The organism is Methyloceanibacter sp., assembly GCF_041573655.1.
GTDB lineage: Bacteria > Pseudomonadota > Alphaproteobacteria > Rhizobiales > Methyloligellaceae > Methyloceanibacter.
Genome location: NZ_JBFFQD010000023.1, coordinates 21706 through 37614, shown reverse-complemented (window position 1 = coordinate 37614; position 15909 = coordinate 21706). Strand labels below are relative to the sequence as shown.

Below are 15909 nucleotides of genomic sequence, written 5' to 3'. Positions count from 1 at the left end.
TCGATCTCGTAGCCCAGCCACTCGATCGTCACCGTGCCGGGCCGGTCGGCCAGCCAGCCAAGTCCCGCCGCGATTGCGACAATGAGAAGAACGAAAATCAGAATGCGGGTCATCTAGTTCTGCTCTTGTGGCTCCTCTTTCGTCTTGCCGCTGACGCTCGGCGCGTTCCGGCCAAGGGAGACAAGCAAAATCTTCTGGAGCCGTTGCAGCGTCTCTTCGGCATCGAGCCGTGCACGCGCCTGATCGAGCCATTTGGCAAACGCTGTGCGCGCCGGACCCTGCAGTGTGCCGACCTCCGCGGCAGCGGCGGCCAGATCGCCCTGCGCGAGCTTGGCTTCGGCACGCGCCAGCACGGCGTCGGGTGTCGCGCCCTCCGCGGCGCCATCGACACGCTTGACCTTCACGAGAGACTCTGCGCTCGACATCAGTCGATTGAGGAAGGTGTCGTCATCTGCCGACGGCGCGGCGGGCACCTTGTCCCGTGTCTCCTTGAACGAAACCGTGAGCTGCCGAAGCGTCGGGATGCCGTCGTCCTCATATTCGAGTAGGGGGCCGATATCGCCCGCGCCGGGTGACAGCGCAGCCAAGGTCGACAGCTCGGTGGCGTAGGGCCGGCCGGCGTCGACCGACGCTCGCAGATTGGCGAAGGCCATGGCGAGCGTGGCGGCCTTGGTATCCGCGGCCTCCTTGTCGACCGCTTCGAGAAGCGGCGGCAGCGTCGACTCCAGCCTGTCCAGCCGCTCGTCGAGCTCCGCCACTTCGGGCGCCAATCGCGAGGCCTCGCCTTGTCCAAGCTCAGCTTCGGTGAGTGCCTTCAACTTGGCCTCGAGACCAGCCACCTCTTTCTTTAGGCCTGCGATGGACGCACCATCCGCGCCCGCCGTCTTCGCCAACGTCTCATTGATCTTGGCATCGAGACGCGCTTCGGCCGCGTTAATCTGCTGACCGATCGCCGCTGCGTCGGCGACGGAACCGCCGTCCTTCACCGCGTCCGCCATGGATTTGAGGCTGGCGTCGAGCTGATCCACACGCTCGGCCAAAGACGCCAACTCCGGCGGCGTGTCGGGCGTCTTGCTTTCCAGGCCCGCAAGGCGCGTTTCGAGGGTCTTGAGCGCCGCACTGCTGTCCGGCGTTTGCGGCGCGGCCTCGAGCTTGGCGATGCGGGCCTTGAGCAATGCGGCTTCGTCCGGATCGGTTGACGTCGGCGTCGGCACATAACCCAAGCCCATGCCAACGAGCACAAGCGCACCGCCGAGAAGGCCCGCCGCCGCGTGGGTCGTGAAGCTGGTCAGCGCCGCCAGGAGGCTCGCGCCGAACGATCGCCGGCCTTCTTCCGATTGCGTTGCCGCAGATCCATTGGGCTCGGTCGCGGGCGCATCCTCGCCGGACTCCGAGGGAAGCGCGCGGGTTTCGTCGCTCTCGGTCTTCTCCGTAGGCGTCTCGTCCGTGGCCTTGTCCTCGGATTCCACGGAGACTTCCTTCGCCGTGCCCTCGATGGTTGGCGCCGGACGCTTGCCCGCTTGATCGGAAGTGCTGCTCTTGTCGTCGAAAGAGCCGGCCATCAGCTCATCACCTTCGCATCAGAGATTCGCGCCACTCACGAGGATGACGCGCCGGAGTTCAGGAGCGCAAGGAGATCTTCCTCCCGCGCATATGTCGGCACGCGAACCGGTAGCCCTAAGGGCGCGACGGCCTCTGCTATCGCCTTCGACAGGCAATAGCAAACAAGTCCCTTCGCTTCCGGGACCAAGCCCTCGGCCTGCGCGAGCCTCGTGAAGGTTCTGGCCGTTCGCGGCGACATAAGCAGAACACCCGAGATTGCGCCGCTCTTCAGTTCAGAGACGACCTCTTGCGTTAGCGTGTCGACCGGATGAGAGCGATACAAGACGATGCGCCGCAGTTCGAAGCCATCCTCCTCCAGCGCACCCTTTAGATCGAATGCGACCTTCTCGGCACCGATATGCACAAGCGGACCTTTGCCCCGGTGCACCTCACGACGGATGAGCGGCGGCAGACCGGCACCTGTTCCTGGACCGATCGTCACTTCGCGGAAGCCGAGTTGCCGCGCCGCCCATGCTGTTGCCTCACCGACCGCGAATACGGGCAGTTCCAGCACCTGATCCACGTCCGGGTGATTGGCAAGCGCGCGGATCGTGTTCCGGCTGGTGATGACGACGCCTTGCGCGTCATCGAGCGGCAGCGGCACGTCTGACAGAAATTCAATTTCGAGCAGCGGCGCGCGCACCGGATCATGGCCCAGTGCAATCAGCGCGTCGGCCTCACGACCCGCATCGGGCTCCGGCCTCGTTACAAGCAAACGCATCGCATCCATCACGGTAGCTGGGCGAGGAAGTTGGGGCCTGCGCGGTCCAGCAAGTCTTCAGCGGCATCGCGGCCAATCTGTTCAGCTTGCTCCGCCGCGCCGGTCACCTCGACATCGTGCCATTCTGCGCCCCCTGGCGAGAGGATCAACCCACGAAAACGCAAAGTCTTGTCGTCTCCGATCTCGGCAAGGCCGGCGATCGGCGTGCGGCACGAACCGTCGAGCCTAGCCAAAAAGGCGCGCTCGCAAGCAACCGCCGTTGCCGTTGCGGGATCGTTCAGCGGTGCAAGCAGGCGTCTCGTCTCCTCATCCCCGTCGCGGGCGAGGATGGCGATGGCGCCTTGCGCGACAGCGGGGAGCATCTCCTCGGTTTCGAGGATCGATGCGGCCTTGTCCGTGAGGCCGAGACGGTCGAGGCCCGCCTTGGCCAGCAGTGTTGCGTCGGCGACGCCTTCGTCGAGTTTCTTGAGGCGCGTTTCGACATTGCCGCGGAAGTCGATGACGCGCAGGTCCGGACGCGAGCGGCGCACTTGCGCACCACGGCGTAAAGATGAGGTGCCGACCACGGCGCCGGGTGGCAGGTCCGCGAGAGACCCTGCGCTTGGGCTGAGAAAAGCATCGCGCACGTCGGCCCGGGGGAGCACGGCGGCCAAGGAAATCCCTTGCGGTAGCACCGTCGGCAGATCCTTCATGGAGTGCACGGCAAGGCCGACCTCGCCTGCAAAAAGCGCCTCGTCGATCTCTTTGGTGAAAAGGCCCTTGCCGCCGAAGTCGCGCAGCGCCTTGTCCTCAATCCGATCTCCGCTCGTGGTGATAACCCTGAGGTCCACCGCCCCACGGTCCAGCCCGTGGGTCTGATGCAGCCGGTCGCGCACATGGGCCGCCTGCCACAGGGCAAGCGGGCTGCCACGGGTGCCGATGAGAATCGTTGCCGGCAAGGCGGAACTCCTTGAGCTGTCTGGATAAAGGGGCCAGGCGCCCGCATTAATGGCTTGTTTCGGCGCCGGCTTCAATCTCCGCGCGGACCGTATAAAAGGAAGCATGACAAGGAACGCCTCCGCCCTGACCGTGCTCGGGATCGAGACGAGTTGCGACGAGACGGCTGCGTCGGTGGTGCGCCAAGGCGCGGACGGCGCGGGCGAGATCTTGTCCAACGTGGTGCGCTCGCAGCTCGACCTGCACGCCGCCTATGGCGGGGTCGTGCCCGAGATCGCGGCGCGGGCCCATGTGGACCTGCTGGATACGGCGGTCACCCAAGCCATGGCGGACTTCGGGCTGGATTTCGCTGCGCTGGACGGGATCGCGGCCGCCGCTGGGCCGGGCCTGATCGGCGGGCTGATCGTCGGCCTCACCACGGGCAAGGCGATGGCGCTCGGCCTTGAGAAGCCCTTCATGGCCATCAACCACTTGGAGGCCCACGCGCTGAGCGCCGGGCTCACGGACGGGCTCGACTTTCCCTACCTGCTGCTTTTGGTCTCCGGCGGCCACACCCAACTCCTGATCGTCAAGGACGTTGGCGCCTATGAACGGCTCGGGACCACGCTGGACGATGCTTTGGGCGAGGCCTTCGACAAGGCGGCGAAGCTGCTGGGCCTGCCCTATCCGGGGGGGCCGGAGGTCGAGCGGACCGCCGCGCGGGGGCGCGCGACCATCAAACTGCCCCGGCCCATGCTGGGGCGAAGCGAGCCACATTTCTCTCTGGCCGGCCTCAAAACCGCGCTCCGCCAGGAAGCCATCAAACGCGCGCCCTTGGATGACCAGACGGTCGCGGATCTCTGCGCCAGCTTCCAGGAGGCGGTGGCGGATGTGATCCAGGACCGAACGGCGCGGGCCATGGATCTCTACGCGACGCGGCTTGGTGAGAAGGCACAGCGGGCGCTGGTGGTGGCTGGCGGCGTGGCCGCCAATCAACGCCTCAGGGGGGCGCTTCAAGACGTGGCCCGCGCTCGTGGGTTCAGTCTGGTCGTGCCGCCGCCGGCGCTGTGCACCGACAATGGCGCGATGATCGCCTGGGCCGGAACCATGCGGCTGGCCCGGGGTTTGACCGACGATCTCACAGCGCCCGCCCGGGCGCGCTGGCCGCTCGATCCGGATGCACCGCCCGCGCTGGGCGCCGGAGTGAAGGCTTAGGCGCTTCCGTTCGCCTGACACGCACAAATTGCGCTATGAAGTGAGTCGAGGGGGCACATGGCGCACCAATCGGTCGGCATTATCGGCGCGGGGGCGTGGGGAACCGCGCTCGCCATTGTGGCGCGGCGCGCCGGACGTGACGTGCTCGTCTGGGCGCATGAGCCCGAGACCATTTCCGCAATCAACGATCAGCACTGCAACGAGGTGTTCCTGCCTGGCGTGCCGCTCGACCCGGCAATCGAGGCCACCGACCGGCTCAGCGAGGCCGCCACCTGCGACATGCTGCTGATGGTGACGCCCGCGCAGCATTTCCGCCCCATCGCAGGCGAACTCAAACCATATGTGCGGGAGAGCCAGCCCCTGGTGATCTGCTGCAAGGGCATCGAGCAGACGACCGGAAAGTTGATGTCGCAAATCGCGGCCGAGCTGTTGCCCGAAACGGCGACCTCCGTGCTGTCGGGGCCAAGCTTCGCCGGCGACGTGGCGAACGGCCGGCCGGCCGCGGTGACCATGTCGACCGAGGAGGAGGAGCTGGGCCGCGCGCTGTCGCATGCGCTGAGCCATCCGCCGTTCCGCTGCTATTGGAGCAACGACCTGATCGGCGCTGAGATCGGCGGCGCGGCGAAGAACGTCTACGCCATCGCGGCGGGCATCGTCGTGGGCAAGGCGCTGGGCGCGAGTGCCCATGCGGGACTTGTCACCCGCGGCTTTGCGGAGATGGCGCGGTTCGCGGTCGCGCTTGGCGGGAAGCTGGAGACGCTGATCGGCCTTTCGGGCCTGGGCGATTTGGTGCTCACCTGCGGCAGTCCGCACTCGCGCAACATGTCTCTCGGTGTCGCCCTCGGCGAGGGCAAAAGCGCCGAGGAGGTGCTTGCAAGCCGGCTAACGGTCACCGAAGGCGTGGCGACAGCGGCTGCCATGGCGGAGATCGCCGGGGCGCGCGGCATCGAGCTTCCTATCGCCGAAGCCGTGCACGCGGTCCTCTCCGGCCGGACGACGGTGGACGCCGCGATCGGGGGACTTCTCGCGCGGCCGCTACGATCTGAAATCTGACGCGATCTGAAATCTGATCGGCCATGGACAGGTCCGGTGCAGCGCAATAGCCTCACCGCAAACCAAGGGGGATCCATGCTGTTTGCGTTCATATGTACCGACAAGCCGGGCGGACTACCGATCCGCAAAGAGAACCGCCCAGACCATCTCGCTTATCTCAAAAGCCTCGGCGATGCGCTCAAGTTTGCCGGTCCCTTCACCGCGGAGGACGGCGAAACGATGAACGGCAGCCTGATCGTGATCGAGGCGGCATCACTGCAGGCCGCGCGCGACATCGCGGACGACGACCCGTTCGCCAAAGCCGGCCTGTTCGCCTCGGTCGAGATCAGGCCGTGGCTTTGGTCCCTCGGCAAACCTGGCGGCGCTTAGGAACTGTGATGGCGTATTGGCTGATGAAGTCCGAGCCCGGAACCTGGTCCTGGGAGCAGCAAAAGAACGAAGGCAAGAAGGGCGCCGAGTGGGACGGCGTGCGGAACTACCAGGCACGCAACAACATGCGCGCGATGAAGAAGGGCGACTTCGCCTTTTTCTACCATTCGATCGGGGAGAAGGCGTGCGTCGGCATCGTCAAGGTCGTGGTCGAGGCGCACCCGGACTCCACCGACACCACGGGCAAGTGGGAATGCGTGGACGTGGCCGCCGTCGCCGATTTGCCGAGCCCCGTGACGCTGGCGGATATCAAGGACACCCCCCAGCTGGAGAACATGGTGCTGGTCAAGAACTCTCGCCTGTCGGTGCAGCCTGTCACCGCGGCGGAGTGGAAGAAGGTCTGCGCCCTTGGCGGCCTGAAGGACCCGCCGACGGCGTAGTGCCTTTACCACATGGCTTGCGCTAGAGTTGCGCCGGATCGTGGTCCGCGAAGGAGAATGACATGGCCATCAACTATATCGCCGTCGTCATCGCGACCTTGGCCGGGTTCGGCCTTGGCGCGGTGTGGTACATGGTGCTCGGGCGCGCCTGGATGCGCGCACTTGACAAGACGGAAGCCGAAATCAAGGAAGGACAGGGCTCGGTCAAGGCGCTGCCCTTCATCATCGCCCTGGTAGCCTTGTTCGTCATGGCCTGGGCGCTGGCTGGGCTCATGGGCCATCTGGCGCAAGTCAACGTCAGAGGTGGCGTGATAGCCGGGCTCATCGTTTGGATCGGTTTTGTCATCACCACTATGGGCGTAAATCACGCCTTCAGCGGCGCCAGCCCCAAGCTGACCCTAATCGACGGCGGCCACTGGCTCGCCGTTCTCGTCGTCATGGGCGCCGTGATTGGCGCTTTCGGACTCTAGACGAAAGGATAATGGGCGGTGTCTTCTCGCTGACAGCACGGCACGCCATAATGGGCTCGCAAGAACAAAATGCGCGTTTTGCGTAGGGAGGAACGGACGGATGTCCGAGCATCAGCCATTCAAAGTTGAGACGGTGGAAGTTCCCGAAGAGTGGAAGGCGCGCGCCTTCATCAACGAGGACAAGTACGAGAAGCTCTACGGTGAGAGCATCAAGGACCCCGACAAATTTTGGGGCGAAGAAGCCAAGCGGCTCGACTGGATCAAATTCCCCACGCGCGTGAAGAACACCACGTTCGAGTATCCCGACGTCTCCATCAAATGGTTCGAAGACGGCACGCTGAACATCGCGGCGAACTGCATCGACAGACACTTGGAGACGCGCGGCGACCAGACCGCGATCATCTGGGAGCCTGACGACCCGAACGAGCCCGCACAGCACATCACCTATCGCGAGCTCTATGAAAACGTCTGCCGCCTCGCGAACGTGATGAAGGCGCAAGGCGTGAAGAAGGGCGACCGGGTCACGATCTACCTGCCGATGATTCCGGAGGCCGCCTACGCCATGCTGGCCTGCGCGCGCATCGGCGCCATTCATTCCATAGTGTTCGGCGGCTTCTCGCCGGACTCGCTTGCCGGCCGCGTCGAGGGTTGCGAGTCGGCCTACATCATCACGGCCGATGAAGGCTTGCGCGGCGGCCGCAAGGTCCCGCTCAAGGCCAACGCCGACAAGGCGCTGCAGAACATGGATCACGTCAAGAAGGTGCTGGTGGTCAAGCGCACTGGCGCCGACGTGCCGTGGACCGAAGGCCGCGACGTCGCGCTCAGCGACGAGATGGCCAAGGCCTCGACCGAGTGCCCGCCGGAGGAGATGAACGCGGAAGACCCGCTGTTCATCCTCTACACCTCAGGCTCCACGGGAAAGCCCAAGGGCGTGTTGCATACGACGGGCGGCTACCTTCTCTATGCGTCGATGACGCACCAATACGTCTTCGACTATCACGACGGCGACATCTATTGGTGCACTGCGGATGTGGGCTGGGTCACGGGGCACAGCTACATCGTCTACGGGCCGCTGGCGAACGGCGCGACGACGCTGATGTTCGAAGGCGTGCCGAACTATCCGGATGCGTCGCGCTTCTGGCAGGTGGTCGACAAGCACAAGGTCAACATCTTCTACACCGCACCGACTGCGATCCGCGCCCTGATGGGCGCCGGCGACGACTTCGTGACGGGGGCCAGCCGCAAATCGCTGAGACTGCTCGCGACGGTCGGTGAGCCAATAAACCCGGAAGCGTGGGAGTGGTACTACAACGTGGTGGGCGACAGTCGCTGCCCCATCGTCGACACGTGGTGGCAGACCGAGACCGGCGGCATTCTCATCACGCCGTTGCCTGGCGCCACCAAACTAAAGCCCGGTTCGGCGACATTGCCGTTCTTTGGCGTGCAGCCGGCTCTGGTCGACGCGGACGGCAAAATTCTTGAGGGCGAAGCGGCGGGTAATCTCGTCATTCTCGACGCGTGGCCCGGCATGATGCGAACCGTCTATGGTGACCATCAGCGCTTCGTGGACACGTACTTTTCAGCCTACAAGGGCAGGTACTTCACCGGCGACGGGTGCCGGCGCGACGCGGACGGCTATTACTGGATCACCGGTCGCGTGGATGATGTGATCAACGTCTCCGGACACCGCATGGGAACGGCGGAAGTGGAGTCGGCCTTGGTCGCGCATCCAAGAGTGTCCGAGGCCGCAGTGGTCGGCTATCCGCACGACATCAAAGGACAGGGAATCTATTGCTACGTCACCTTGATGGCGGAGGAGGGCGGCGGCGACGACGGGCTCAAGAAAGAGCTGCGCGACTGGGTGCGCAAGGAGATCGGACCGATTGCGTCGCCCGATCAGATTCAGTTCGCGCCTGGGCTGCCCAAGACAAGATCAGGCAAGATCATGCGGCGAATCTTGCGTAAGATCGCCGAGGACGATTTCGGGAATCTGGGAGACACCTCGACCCTCGCCGATCCCGGCGTCGTGACGGACCTGGTCGACAACCGTCAGAACCGCAAGCCTGCCTAACATCCCGCATCGAGGCGCGCGAACTTTAGGAACGAACTGCTTATGACGTGGTTGATGCGCACACTTGCCGCCGTCGGTATCGTGCTGGCACTCGTCATCGCTATCGTGTTCGTCGTCGGGCGACTCGGAACGAGTGGCGACCCGACTCAAGCGCTCGCCTTGGCGGTCGGCAACCGCACGATCAACGTCGCCGGGCACTTCAAGGACATGACGCAAGAGACCATCGCCGATGGCATCAAGATTGTCGTCGACGACCATGAGGTGGTCGTGTCCAGCGATCAGCTTTCGGTGGACGGCAAGACGCAGGTTCTTGAGCCCGGCAAGGACGTGATGCTCTATGTGGGCAAGAACGGGGGTCTGCAGGTGAAGGTCATGCGGGAAAGCGGCGAGGCCCCCGAAGGAGCCTCGAACTAATCTCTAAATGCTGCGCTGAACGCGGCTCACGCCGACATGGTGCGCGTGAAATAGGCGAGCATCGTCGTCCACGCATCCTTGGTGTCGCGGTCGAAGGCCTTCTCTAAGGACCGCTCCAGCGTCCAGACCAGAGCGCGCGACATAGTGCGATAGTGACGCGTGCGGATGCCCATTTGCCGATGACGCGTCCCCAGCAGCTTCAGGGTTGGCGACAGGCCGTCCTCGTGGCCGAGGGAAATCATGGCAAGCTTGGCGCCGGCGGCGAACTTGCGCGCCTGCATCTCGACGGGCCCTGAGAACTTCTTGCGTAAGGACGGGTCGAGGCGGAACAGCTTGAGGAAGAAGAGCTGGGCGACGAGCTCGAGCGCCGGCTCCACTTTGAGATAGCTCACGCGGATCAGCCGCTTCTGCTCCGCCGTGAGCTCCGTATCCTTGGATCGCGTGCTGCGCCGGGCGCGGCGCGGCTTGACCTTGGTGGCTGTCTGGGAAGCTTGCAGGGCGGCTGGCATGGTCGGCGACTCCTTCAAATGTCTTGCCCGCCAGAATGGGCGCTTCCGATTGACGAAGCGTTAAGGTAAGCGCGCCCTTAAAGCGGAGGCGGGCGCAGCGCCGCCCTTTCGATTTTTCCCTTGCCGATCAAGCCCTTGCAGAATCGGCCGCGGCTCCCAACATATAGAGGGCGGCACATTTTGCCGCCTATCGGAGGTCATAGGCATTTCAATGAGTTATTTCCGCACCGCCATCCTGCTTGCGGGCCTTACGGCGCTGTTCATGGGGATCGGATTCCTCATGGGCGGACAGACAGGCATGATCATCGCGTTCGTGATCGCGGCCGGCATGAACCTGTTCTCCTACTGGAACTCCGACAAGATGGTGCTGCGCATGTACGGCGCGCGCGAGGTCGACGCGCGCACAAGCCCGAAGCTTTACGACATGGTGCAGCAGCTCGCGGGCAACGCCGGGCTCCCCATGCCGAAGGTCTACGTGATGGAGAACCCGCAGCCGAATGCGTTCGCCACGGGGCGGAACCCTAAGAACGCCGCGGTGGCCGTGACCACCGGCCTAGTGCAGTCCGTCACACGCGAGGAGCTTGCCGGCGTGATCGCGCACGAGCTGGCGCATATCAAACATCACGACACGTTGCTCATGACCATCACCGCCACCATAGCCGGTGCGATCTCCATGCTCGCCAACTTCGCGATGTTCTTCGGCGGAAGCCGCGACAATAACGGCATCGGCATCCTCGGCACGATCGCGCTCATCATCCTTGCGCCACTCGCCGCGGGTCTCGTGCAGATGGCGATCAGCCGGACGCGCGAATTCGAAGCGGACCGCGGCGGCGCGGAGATTAGCGGCCAGCCGCTGTGGCTTGCCTCGGCGCTGCAAAAGATAGCCGGTGCCGCGCACCACATTCCGAACGCAGAAGCCGAGCGTAACCCGAGCTCCGCGCATATGTTTATCATCAACCCGCTGTCGGGCCTGCGCATGGACAAGCTGTTCTCCACGCACCCGGCCACCGATGACCGGGTGGCGCGGCTCGTCGCGATGTCCAAGACCATGGGCGGCGCGCATGAGCCGAACCTTGCGCCTGAGCCCACGGGTCCTTGGTCCGGCGCAACCGCGCGCACCACGCGTGGGCCTTGGGGCTAAGCCCTTCTGGGGCTAGGCCAACTGGGGCTGAGATGCCCCACCTTGATTGGCGCGGGAGCTGATCCCTCCCACGCCGGAAACCGAAGCACATTGGAGATCAATCATGACCACATCGAACACCCAGACGAATAGTCTTTCGCGCACGCGCGATCATCAGGTTGGACTGCCGGCACGCCGCGCAGCCGCCGACCTTCTCAATGCCGTGTTTCAGAAGAAGCAGCCGCTCGACGAAGTTCTTGGGCGCGCGCGAGACGGCGGCTATCTGTTCGACCTGCCTGTGCGGGACCGCGCCTTGGCGCGTGCCATCGTTGGTACGAGTCTGCGGCATAAGGGACAAATCGATGCGGTACTGAACACGTTTCTGGAACGCGGTCTGCCGTCGCGCGCCGGCACGCTCTACGCCATCCTTCTGTCCGGCGCGGCGCAGCTTCTCTTTATGAGCGTCCCGCCGCACGCGGCCATCGACCTTGCCGTGCGGCTTGCCAAATGGGATCCGCGCGCCAAACGCTACGACAAGCTCGTCAACGCCGTGCTGCGGCGCGTAGCCGACAAAGGCGGCGAGATCGCAGCAAAGCTCGATGCGGCGCGGGTCAACACGCCGGACTGGCTGTGGGACCGCTGGGTGCGCGCCTGGGGCGAAGAGCGGACGCGGGCGAGTGCGGAGGCTGCGCTGGTCGAGCCGCCGCTCGATCTGACGGTAAAGTCCGACCCGGACGGTTGGGCGGCGCGGCTTGGCGGCCGCGTCTTGCCGACGGGTAGCGTACGTATCCTACCCAAGGGCCGCATCGAGGATCTCGATGGCTTCATCGACGGCAATTGGTGGGTGCAGGACGCGGCGGCCTCCCTGCCGGCGCAGCTCCTGGGCGACCTCACCGGCAAGCGCGTGGCGGATCTCTGCGCGGCGCCGGGCGGAAAGACAGCGCAGCTTGCGCTCGCGGGCGCCGAGGTCGTCGCCGTGGATCACTCCAAGTCGCGCCTTGAGCGGCTGGAGGAGAATCTGAAGCGGCTCGGGCTCACCGTCGAGACCGTACGGGCCGATGCAGGCGCCTGGCAGCCGGAGGAGCGGTTCGACGCGATCCTCCTGGACGCCCCTTGCGCCTCCACCGGCACGATCCGCCGGCACCCGGACATCCCCTACCTCAAGTCCGACAAGGACATCGCCGAGCTGGTAGACGTCCAGGCGAGGCTCCTGGACAACGCGGTCTCGTTGCTCAAGCCAGGCGGCACGCTCGTCTATTCGACCTGCTCGCTGGAGCCGGAGGAGGGCGAGGCTCAAATTGCGGCGCTGATGGCTCGCAATCCCGCCATCCGCATCGATCCTCTCCGCAAAGATGAGCCCCTGGGCGATACCGAATGGGCCGAGGCGTCCGGGATCTTACGCACCTTTCCCTTCCAGCTTGACCTTGGAAGCCCGGAATGGAGCGGTCTGGACGGCTTCTTCGCCGCCCGGCTCAGGCTCGCCGATTGACGAAAGACGGCATCGCACTTGCCCCGGGGTTCATGCTGCATGAAAATAGCCTCAGCTAAGTGCTAGAGCGGCGGGGACGCCAGCGCCTCGAGACCACAGGCGCGGGCGAGTGGAGTATGACCCATATGGCGGGTGATCAGGCCTTCGAGCGCGATTCTCGCGTTGAAGAGGTGTATCTTGGCGGGCCGAGCCCCTTGCGGCGCTTGATGCTCTCCAGCATGGCCAGCATCAGCTATCCGGGGGGCCAGGCCGAGCAGCTTCTGCTGGCGCCCCAAGAGCTGCGCACCGCCGATCCAAGCTTCGCCAACGAGGTCTATAACGGGCATTTCGGGCTCGCCGGGAAACTGGCCGAACTCGGCGCGGACTCCCCCTTCGAGATCAAGCCTCCGTCCGCCAACTGGGCGCGCGACCTCTACGGCTTCGGCTGGCTCCGCCATTTGCGCGCCGCCGACAGCGAGCTATCTCGCGAGCAGGCCAAGGCGCTCGTCCACGACTTCATCCGCCTGCGCCGGCAAGTCCATGGGCTCGCCTGGCAGCCGGAGATCGTGGCGCGGCGCGTGATTTCCTGGCTCTCCAACTCGGTTCTCATTCTCGATGCCGGTGAGCCGCAGGCCTACGAGTCGTTCCTCAAGGCGCTCACCGGGCAATTGCGTTATTTGTCGGCCAGCTATCGCGATGCACCCGACGGTGTGCCGCGCCTCCTGAGCCTCATGGGGCTCCTTTATGCGGGGCTTTGCATCGCCGATCAGCAGGCGGTCGTCGACCGCTACACCAGGCCGCTGTGCAAGGAGCTGGACCGCCAAATCCTGCCCGACGGCGGTCACATCTCACGCATTCCCGAAGCGTTGATCGAGCTGCTGCTCGATCTTCTGCCCTTGCGGCAATGTTTTGTGGCACGCGACCGCACCCCGCCGAAGGAGTTGGCCGATGCCATCGACCGCATCATGCCGATGCTGCGCTTCTTCCGCATGGGCGACGGCACCATGTCGCGCTTTAATGGTGCGGGTCCCACGCCCACTGACGCGCTTGCCACCGTGCTTGCCTATGACGACATCGAAGGCGCGCCCGTGCGGACCGCCGCTAATTCCGGCTATGTGCGGGTCGAGGCGGGCACGACGCTCGTGATCTGCGATCTCGGACCGCCGCCGGTCGCGTCTCTCACAACCAACATGCATGCCGGGTTCTTGTCCTTTGAGATGAGCTCAGGCGATGCGCCCGTGATTATTAATTGCGGCGCGCCATCCCCCGACCAAGAAGGGTGGCGGATGTTTTCGCGCACGACGCCCGCGCACTCCACGCTCAGTCTCGAAGAAGATTCGCTCGCAGAGTTCCGTGCTGGCGCCAATGGTGCGGAGCCGGCCGCGGACGCCACAATGGTCGGACCGCCGAACCCACAAGGCGCGTTCTCCGACCAAGGTGACAATCTCCGTATCAAGGGATCCCATGACGGATATATGGGCCGGTATGGCGTGAACCACTCGCGGCAGATCCTGATCTCGCCGGACGGCAATCTGCTGAGCGCCGAGGACAAGCTTACCGCGCCGCGGGGGCTCAAGAGTCCCGAAGGCCTGATCGCCGGCGCCTACGCGATCCGCTTTCACCTGCACCCCAGTGTGAAGGCGCAACTCATGGGCGACGGCGAGGCTGTGACGCTCATCCTGCGGAATGGCGAGACGTGGCGCATCAGCTCTAACGCCGAGCACATGGCTATCGAGGACAGCGTGCTGCTCGCCGATCAGCGCGGCCCGCAGTCCACTTCGCAAGTGGTATTGACGGGCATGATGGGTGAGGCGAGGGAGCTCCGCATCTTGTGGAAGATCGAGCGCACGAGCGATGCCCACCCGCAGGCACTCGACGATCCTGCCGGCGACGCCGGCAACAGCGGCGCATAGGCTCATGGAGACACAAAAGGTTTCCCGCGCGCTGCTCTCGGTCAGCGACAAGACAGGTCTTGTCGATTTCGCCAAGGCACTTGCCGCGCGCGGTGTCGTGCTTGTCTCCACCGGCGGCACCGCGAAGGCGCTGCGCAACGAGGGGCTCGACGTCGTCGACGTTTCCGAGGTCACGGGCAGCCCCGAGATGATGGACGGCCGGGTGAAGACGCTGCATCCGAAGATCCATGGCGGGCTGCTCGCCATGCGCGGCAACGCCGAGCACGAAGCGGCGATGGCGGAGCACGCCATTCCCGCCATCGATCTTCTCGTGGTCAATCTCTATCCGTTCGAGGCCACAGTGCGCGCGGGTGGAAACTTCAATGTCTGCATCGAGAATATCGACATTGGCGGGCCGGCGATGATCCGCGCCGCTGCAAAGAACCACGCAGGCGTCGCCGTGGTGGTGGACCCCAAGGACTACATGGACGTGCTCGACGAGATCGAGCGCCATGACGGCGGCACCACGTTCGACTTGCGCAAGAAGCTCGCGGCCAAGGCCTACGCGCATACCGGCGCCTATGACGGCGCGATCGCCACTTGGTTCGCCGAGCAACTCGATGAGGACACGCCGGAGAAGCGCGTCATCGCGGGCACGCTGGAGCGCGCACTGCGTTACGGCGAGAACCCGCACCAATGGGCCGCCTTCTATCAGACGGCGGAGCAACGCCCCGGCGTGGCGTCCGCCGTGCAAGTGCAAGGCAAGGAGCTCTCCTACAACAATCTGAATGACACGGACGCCGCGTTCGAACTTGTCGCCGAGTTCGATCCGAAGCAGTCGGCGGCGGTCGCCATCATCAAGCACGCCAACCCGTGCGGCGTTGCCGTCGCGCCGACGATCGCGCAAGCCTATGAGAAAGCGCTCGCCTGCGACGGGGTCAGCGCCTTCGGCGGCATTGTCGCGCTCAACCGCGACCTCGAGGCGGACGCGGCAACGGAAATCGTCAAGCTCTTCACCGAAGTGATCATCGCGCCCGAAGCCGGCGACGAGGCGAAAGAGATCGTGGCAGCCAAGAAGAACCTGCGGCTGCTCATCACCGGCGGTCTGCCTGATCCGCGTTGCGAAGGCCTTACGTTCCGCTCGCTCGCCGGTGGCTTTCTGGTGCAATCCCGCGACAACGGGTTCGTCGATGCGCACGCTTTGAAGGTGGTGACCAAGCGCAAGCCCACCGACCAGGAGTTCGCCGACCTCGTCTTCGCCTCCACCGTGGCGAAGCACGTCAAGTCGAACACCATCGTCTACGCGAAGGACGGCGCTACAGTGGGAATTGGCGCAGGCCAAATGAGCCGCGTGGACGCCGCGCGCATTGCCGCGCGCAAGGCAAAAGACGCGAGCGATGCGCTAGGGCTGAAGGAACCGCTGACGACCGGTTCGGTCGCGGCTTCGGATGCCTTCTTCCCGTTCGCCGATGGGCTTCAGGTGGTGGCGGAAGCGGGCGCTACTGCCGTCATCCAGCCGGGGGGCTCCATGCGTGACGACGAAGTCATCGCCGCGGCGGATGAAGCCGGGCTTGCCATGGTGTTCACAGGCATGCGGCACTTCCGGCACTAGCACCTCAAGTCGTGCGGGCGGAAATACGCACGCAAAAA

General features: G+C 64.7%; 15 protein-coding genes. 11 read left to right on the top strand and 4 right to left on the bottom strand.

What is annotated here, in order from left to right; translation table 11 throughout:
• Positions 1-113: 113 nt before the first annotated feature.
• From ABY454_RS07410 to hemC, 3 genes are read right to left on the bottom strand one after another with little or no spacing between them, the layout of a single operon-like run.
• Positions 114-1562: a COG4223 family protein gene (locus tag ABY454_RS07410; RefSeq protein WP_372929540.1), complete on the bottom strand. Its 1449-nt coding sequence runs from the start codon at positions 1560-1562 to the stop codon at positions 114-116.
• Positions 1563-1597: 35 nt separating this feature from the next.
• Positions 1598-2323 (bottom strand): uroporphyrinogen-III synthase, encoded by a 726-nt coding sequence (locus tag ABY454_RS07405; protein WP_372929539.1) that lies wholly within the window; start codon positions 2321-2323, stop codon positions 1598-1600.
• An 8-nt stretch (positions 2324-2331) separates the two neighbouring features.
• The gene (gene hemC / locus ABY454_RS07400) at positions 2332-3261 is read right to left on the bottom strand and encodes a hydroxymethylbilane synthase (RefSeq protein ID WP_372929538.1); all 930 of its coding nucleotides are present in this window, start codon (positions 3259-3261) and stop codon (positions 2332-2334) included.
• Positions 3262-3391: 130 nt separating this feature from the next.
• On the opposite strand from hemC, the gene tsaD reads away from it, so the two are divergent.
• The 7 genes from tsaD to ABY454_RS07365 all read left to right on the top strand — a co-directional run bounded on the left by tsaD (position 3392) and on the right by ABY454_RS07365 (position 9270).
• Positions 3392-4453 (top strand): tRNA (adenosine(37)-N6)-threonylcarbamoyltransferase complex transferase subunit TsaD, encoded by a 1062-nt coding sequence (tsaD, locus tag ABY454_RS07395; RefSeq protein ID WP_372929544.1) that lies wholly within the window; start codon positions 3392-3394, stop codon positions 4451-4453.
• A gap of 57 nt (positions 4454-4510) precedes the next feature.
• Complete coding sequence (locus tag ABY454_RS07390) at positions 4511-5506, top strand: NAD(P)H-dependent glycerol-3-phosphate dehydrogenase (RefSeq protein ID WP_372929537.1); 996 nt, start codon at positions 4511-4513, stop codon at positions 5504-5506.
• Positions 5507-5581: 75 nt separating this feature from the next.
• Positions 5582-5875, top strand: coding sequence for a YciI family protein (locus tag ABY454_RS07385; RefSeq protein ID WP_372929536.1), 294 nt, complete (start codon positions 5582-5584; stop codon positions 5873-5875).
• 8 nt (positions 5876-5883) lie between these two features.
• Positions 5884-6315, top strand: a complete 432-nt coding sequence (locus ABY454_RS07380; RefSeq protein WP_372929535.1) for an EVE domain-containing protein — start codon at positions 5884-5886, stop codon at positions 6313-6315.
• 62 nt (positions 6316-6377) lie between these two features.
• Positions 6378-6785, top strand: coding sequence for a DUF1761 domain-containing protein (locus tag ABY454_RS07375; RefSeq protein WP_372929534.1), 408 nt, complete (start codon positions 6378-6380; stop codon positions 6783-6785).
• A gap of 100 nt (positions 6786-6885) precedes the next feature.
• Complete coding sequence (gene acs / locus ABY454_RS07370; protein ID WP_372929533.1) at positions 6886-8856, top strand: acetate--CoA ligase; 1971 nt, start codon at positions 6886-6888, stop codon at positions 8854-8856.
• A gap of 42 nt (positions 8857-8898) precedes the next feature.
• Complete coding sequence (locus tag ABY454_RS07365) at positions 8899-9270, top strand: hypothetical protein (protein WP_372929532.1); 372 nt, start codon at positions 8899-8901, stop codon at positions 9268-9270.
• Positions 9271-9296: 26 nt separating this feature from the next.
• Here the strand turns inward: ABY454_RS07365 and ABY454_RS07360 are convergent, their stop codons facing one another.
• On the bottom strand, positions 9297-9779 hold the full coding sequence (locus ABY454_RS07360; RefSeq protein WP_372929531.1) for a globin domain-containing protein: 483 nt from the start codon (positions 9777-9779) through the stop codon (positions 9297-9299).
• A 211-nt stretch (positions 9780-9990) separates the two neighbouring features.
• Between ABY454_RS07360 and htpX the strand changes: the two genes are divergently transcribed.
• From htpX to purH, 4 genes are all read left to right on the top strand, one after another.
• Positions 9991-10920 carry a zinc metalloprotease HtpX gene (htpX, locus tag ABY454_RS07355; protein ID WP_372929530.1) on the top strand — a complete coding sequence of 310 codons (930 nt, stop codon included), beginning with the start codon at positions 9991-9993 and terminating at the stop codon, positions 10918-10920.
• Positions 10921-11023: 103 nt separating this feature from the next.
• Complete coding sequence (locus ABY454_RS07350) at positions 11024-12388, top strand: RsmB/NOP family class I SAM-dependent RNA methyltransferase (protein ID WP_372929529.1); 1365 nt, start codon at positions 11024-11026, stop codon at positions 12386-12388.
• A gap of 125 nt (positions 12389-12513) precedes the next feature.
• On the top strand, positions 12514-14280 hold the full coding sequence (locus ABY454_RS07345; protein WP_372929528.1) for a heparinase II/III family protein: 1767 nt from the start codon (positions 12514-12516) through the stop codon (positions 14278-14280).
• A gap of 4 nt (positions 14281-14284) precedes the next feature.
• Positions 14285-15871, top strand: coding sequence for a bifunctional phosphoribosylaminoimidazolecarboxamide formyltransferase/IMP cyclohydrolase (gene purH / locus ABY454_RS07340; protein WP_372929527.1), 1587 nt, complete (start codon positions 14285-14287; stop codon positions 15869-15871).
• Positions 15872-15909: the final 38 nt, after the last annotated feature.

What these genes read in the sequence shown, in the direction of transcription:
- ABY454_RS07375 (WP_372929534.1), top strand. Translation starts at nt 6,378, where the DNA reads ATGGCCATCAACTATATCGCCGTCGTCATCGCGACCTTGGCCGGGTTC.
- ABY454_RS07410 (WP_372929540.1), bottom strand. Translation starts at nt 1,562, where the DNA reads ATGGCCGGCTCTTTCGACGACAAGAGCAGCACTTCCGATCAAGCGGGC.
- ABY454_RS07390 (WP_372929537.1), top strand. Translation starts at nt 4,511, where the DNA reads ATGGCGCACCAATCGGTCGGCATTATCGGCGCGGGGGCGTGGGGAACC.
- purH (WP_372929527.1), top strand. Translation starts at nt 14,285, where the DNA reads ATGGAGACACAAAAGGTTTCCCGCGCGCTGCTCTCGGTCAGCGACAAG.
- ABY454_RS07350 (WP_372929529.1), top strand. Translation starts at nt 11,024, where the DNA reads ATGACCACATCGAACACCCAGACGAATAGTCTTTCGCGCACGCGCGAT.
- ABY454_RS07405 (WP_372929539.1), bottom strand. Translation starts at nt 2,323, where the DNA reads ATGCGTTTGCTTGTAACGAGGCCGGAGCCCGATGCGGGTCGTGAGGCC.
- ABY454_RS07380 (WP_372929535.1), top strand. Translation starts at nt 5,884, where the DNA reads ATGGCGTATTGGCTGATGAAGTCCGAGCCCGGAACCTGGTCCTGGGAG.
- ABY454_RS07365 (WP_372929532.1), top strand. Translation starts at nt 8,899, where the DNA reads ATGACGTGGTTGATGCGCACACTTGCCGCCGTCGGTATCGTGCTGGCA.
- acs (WP_372929533.1), top strand. Translation starts at nt 6,886, where the DNA reads ATGTCCGAGCATCAGCCATTCAAAGTTGAGACGGTGGAAGTTCCCGAA.
- ABY454_RS07360 (WP_372929531.1), bottom strand. Translation starts at nt 9,779, where the DNA reads ATGCCAGCCGCCCTGCAAGCTTCCCAGACAGCCACCAAGGTCAAGCCG.
- htpX (WP_372929530.1), top strand. Translation starts at nt 9,991, where the DNA reads ATGAGTTATTTCCGCACCGCCATCCTGCTTGCGGGCCTTACGGCGCTG.
- ABY454_RS07385 (WP_372929536.1), top strand. Translation starts at nt 5,582, where the DNA reads ATGCTGTTTGCGTTCATATGTACCGACAAGCCGGGCGGACTACCGATC.
- ABY454_RS07345 (WP_372929528.1), top strand. Translation starts at nt 12,514, where the DNA reads ATGGCGGGTGATCAGGCCTTCGAGCGCGATTCTCGCGTTGAAGAGGTG.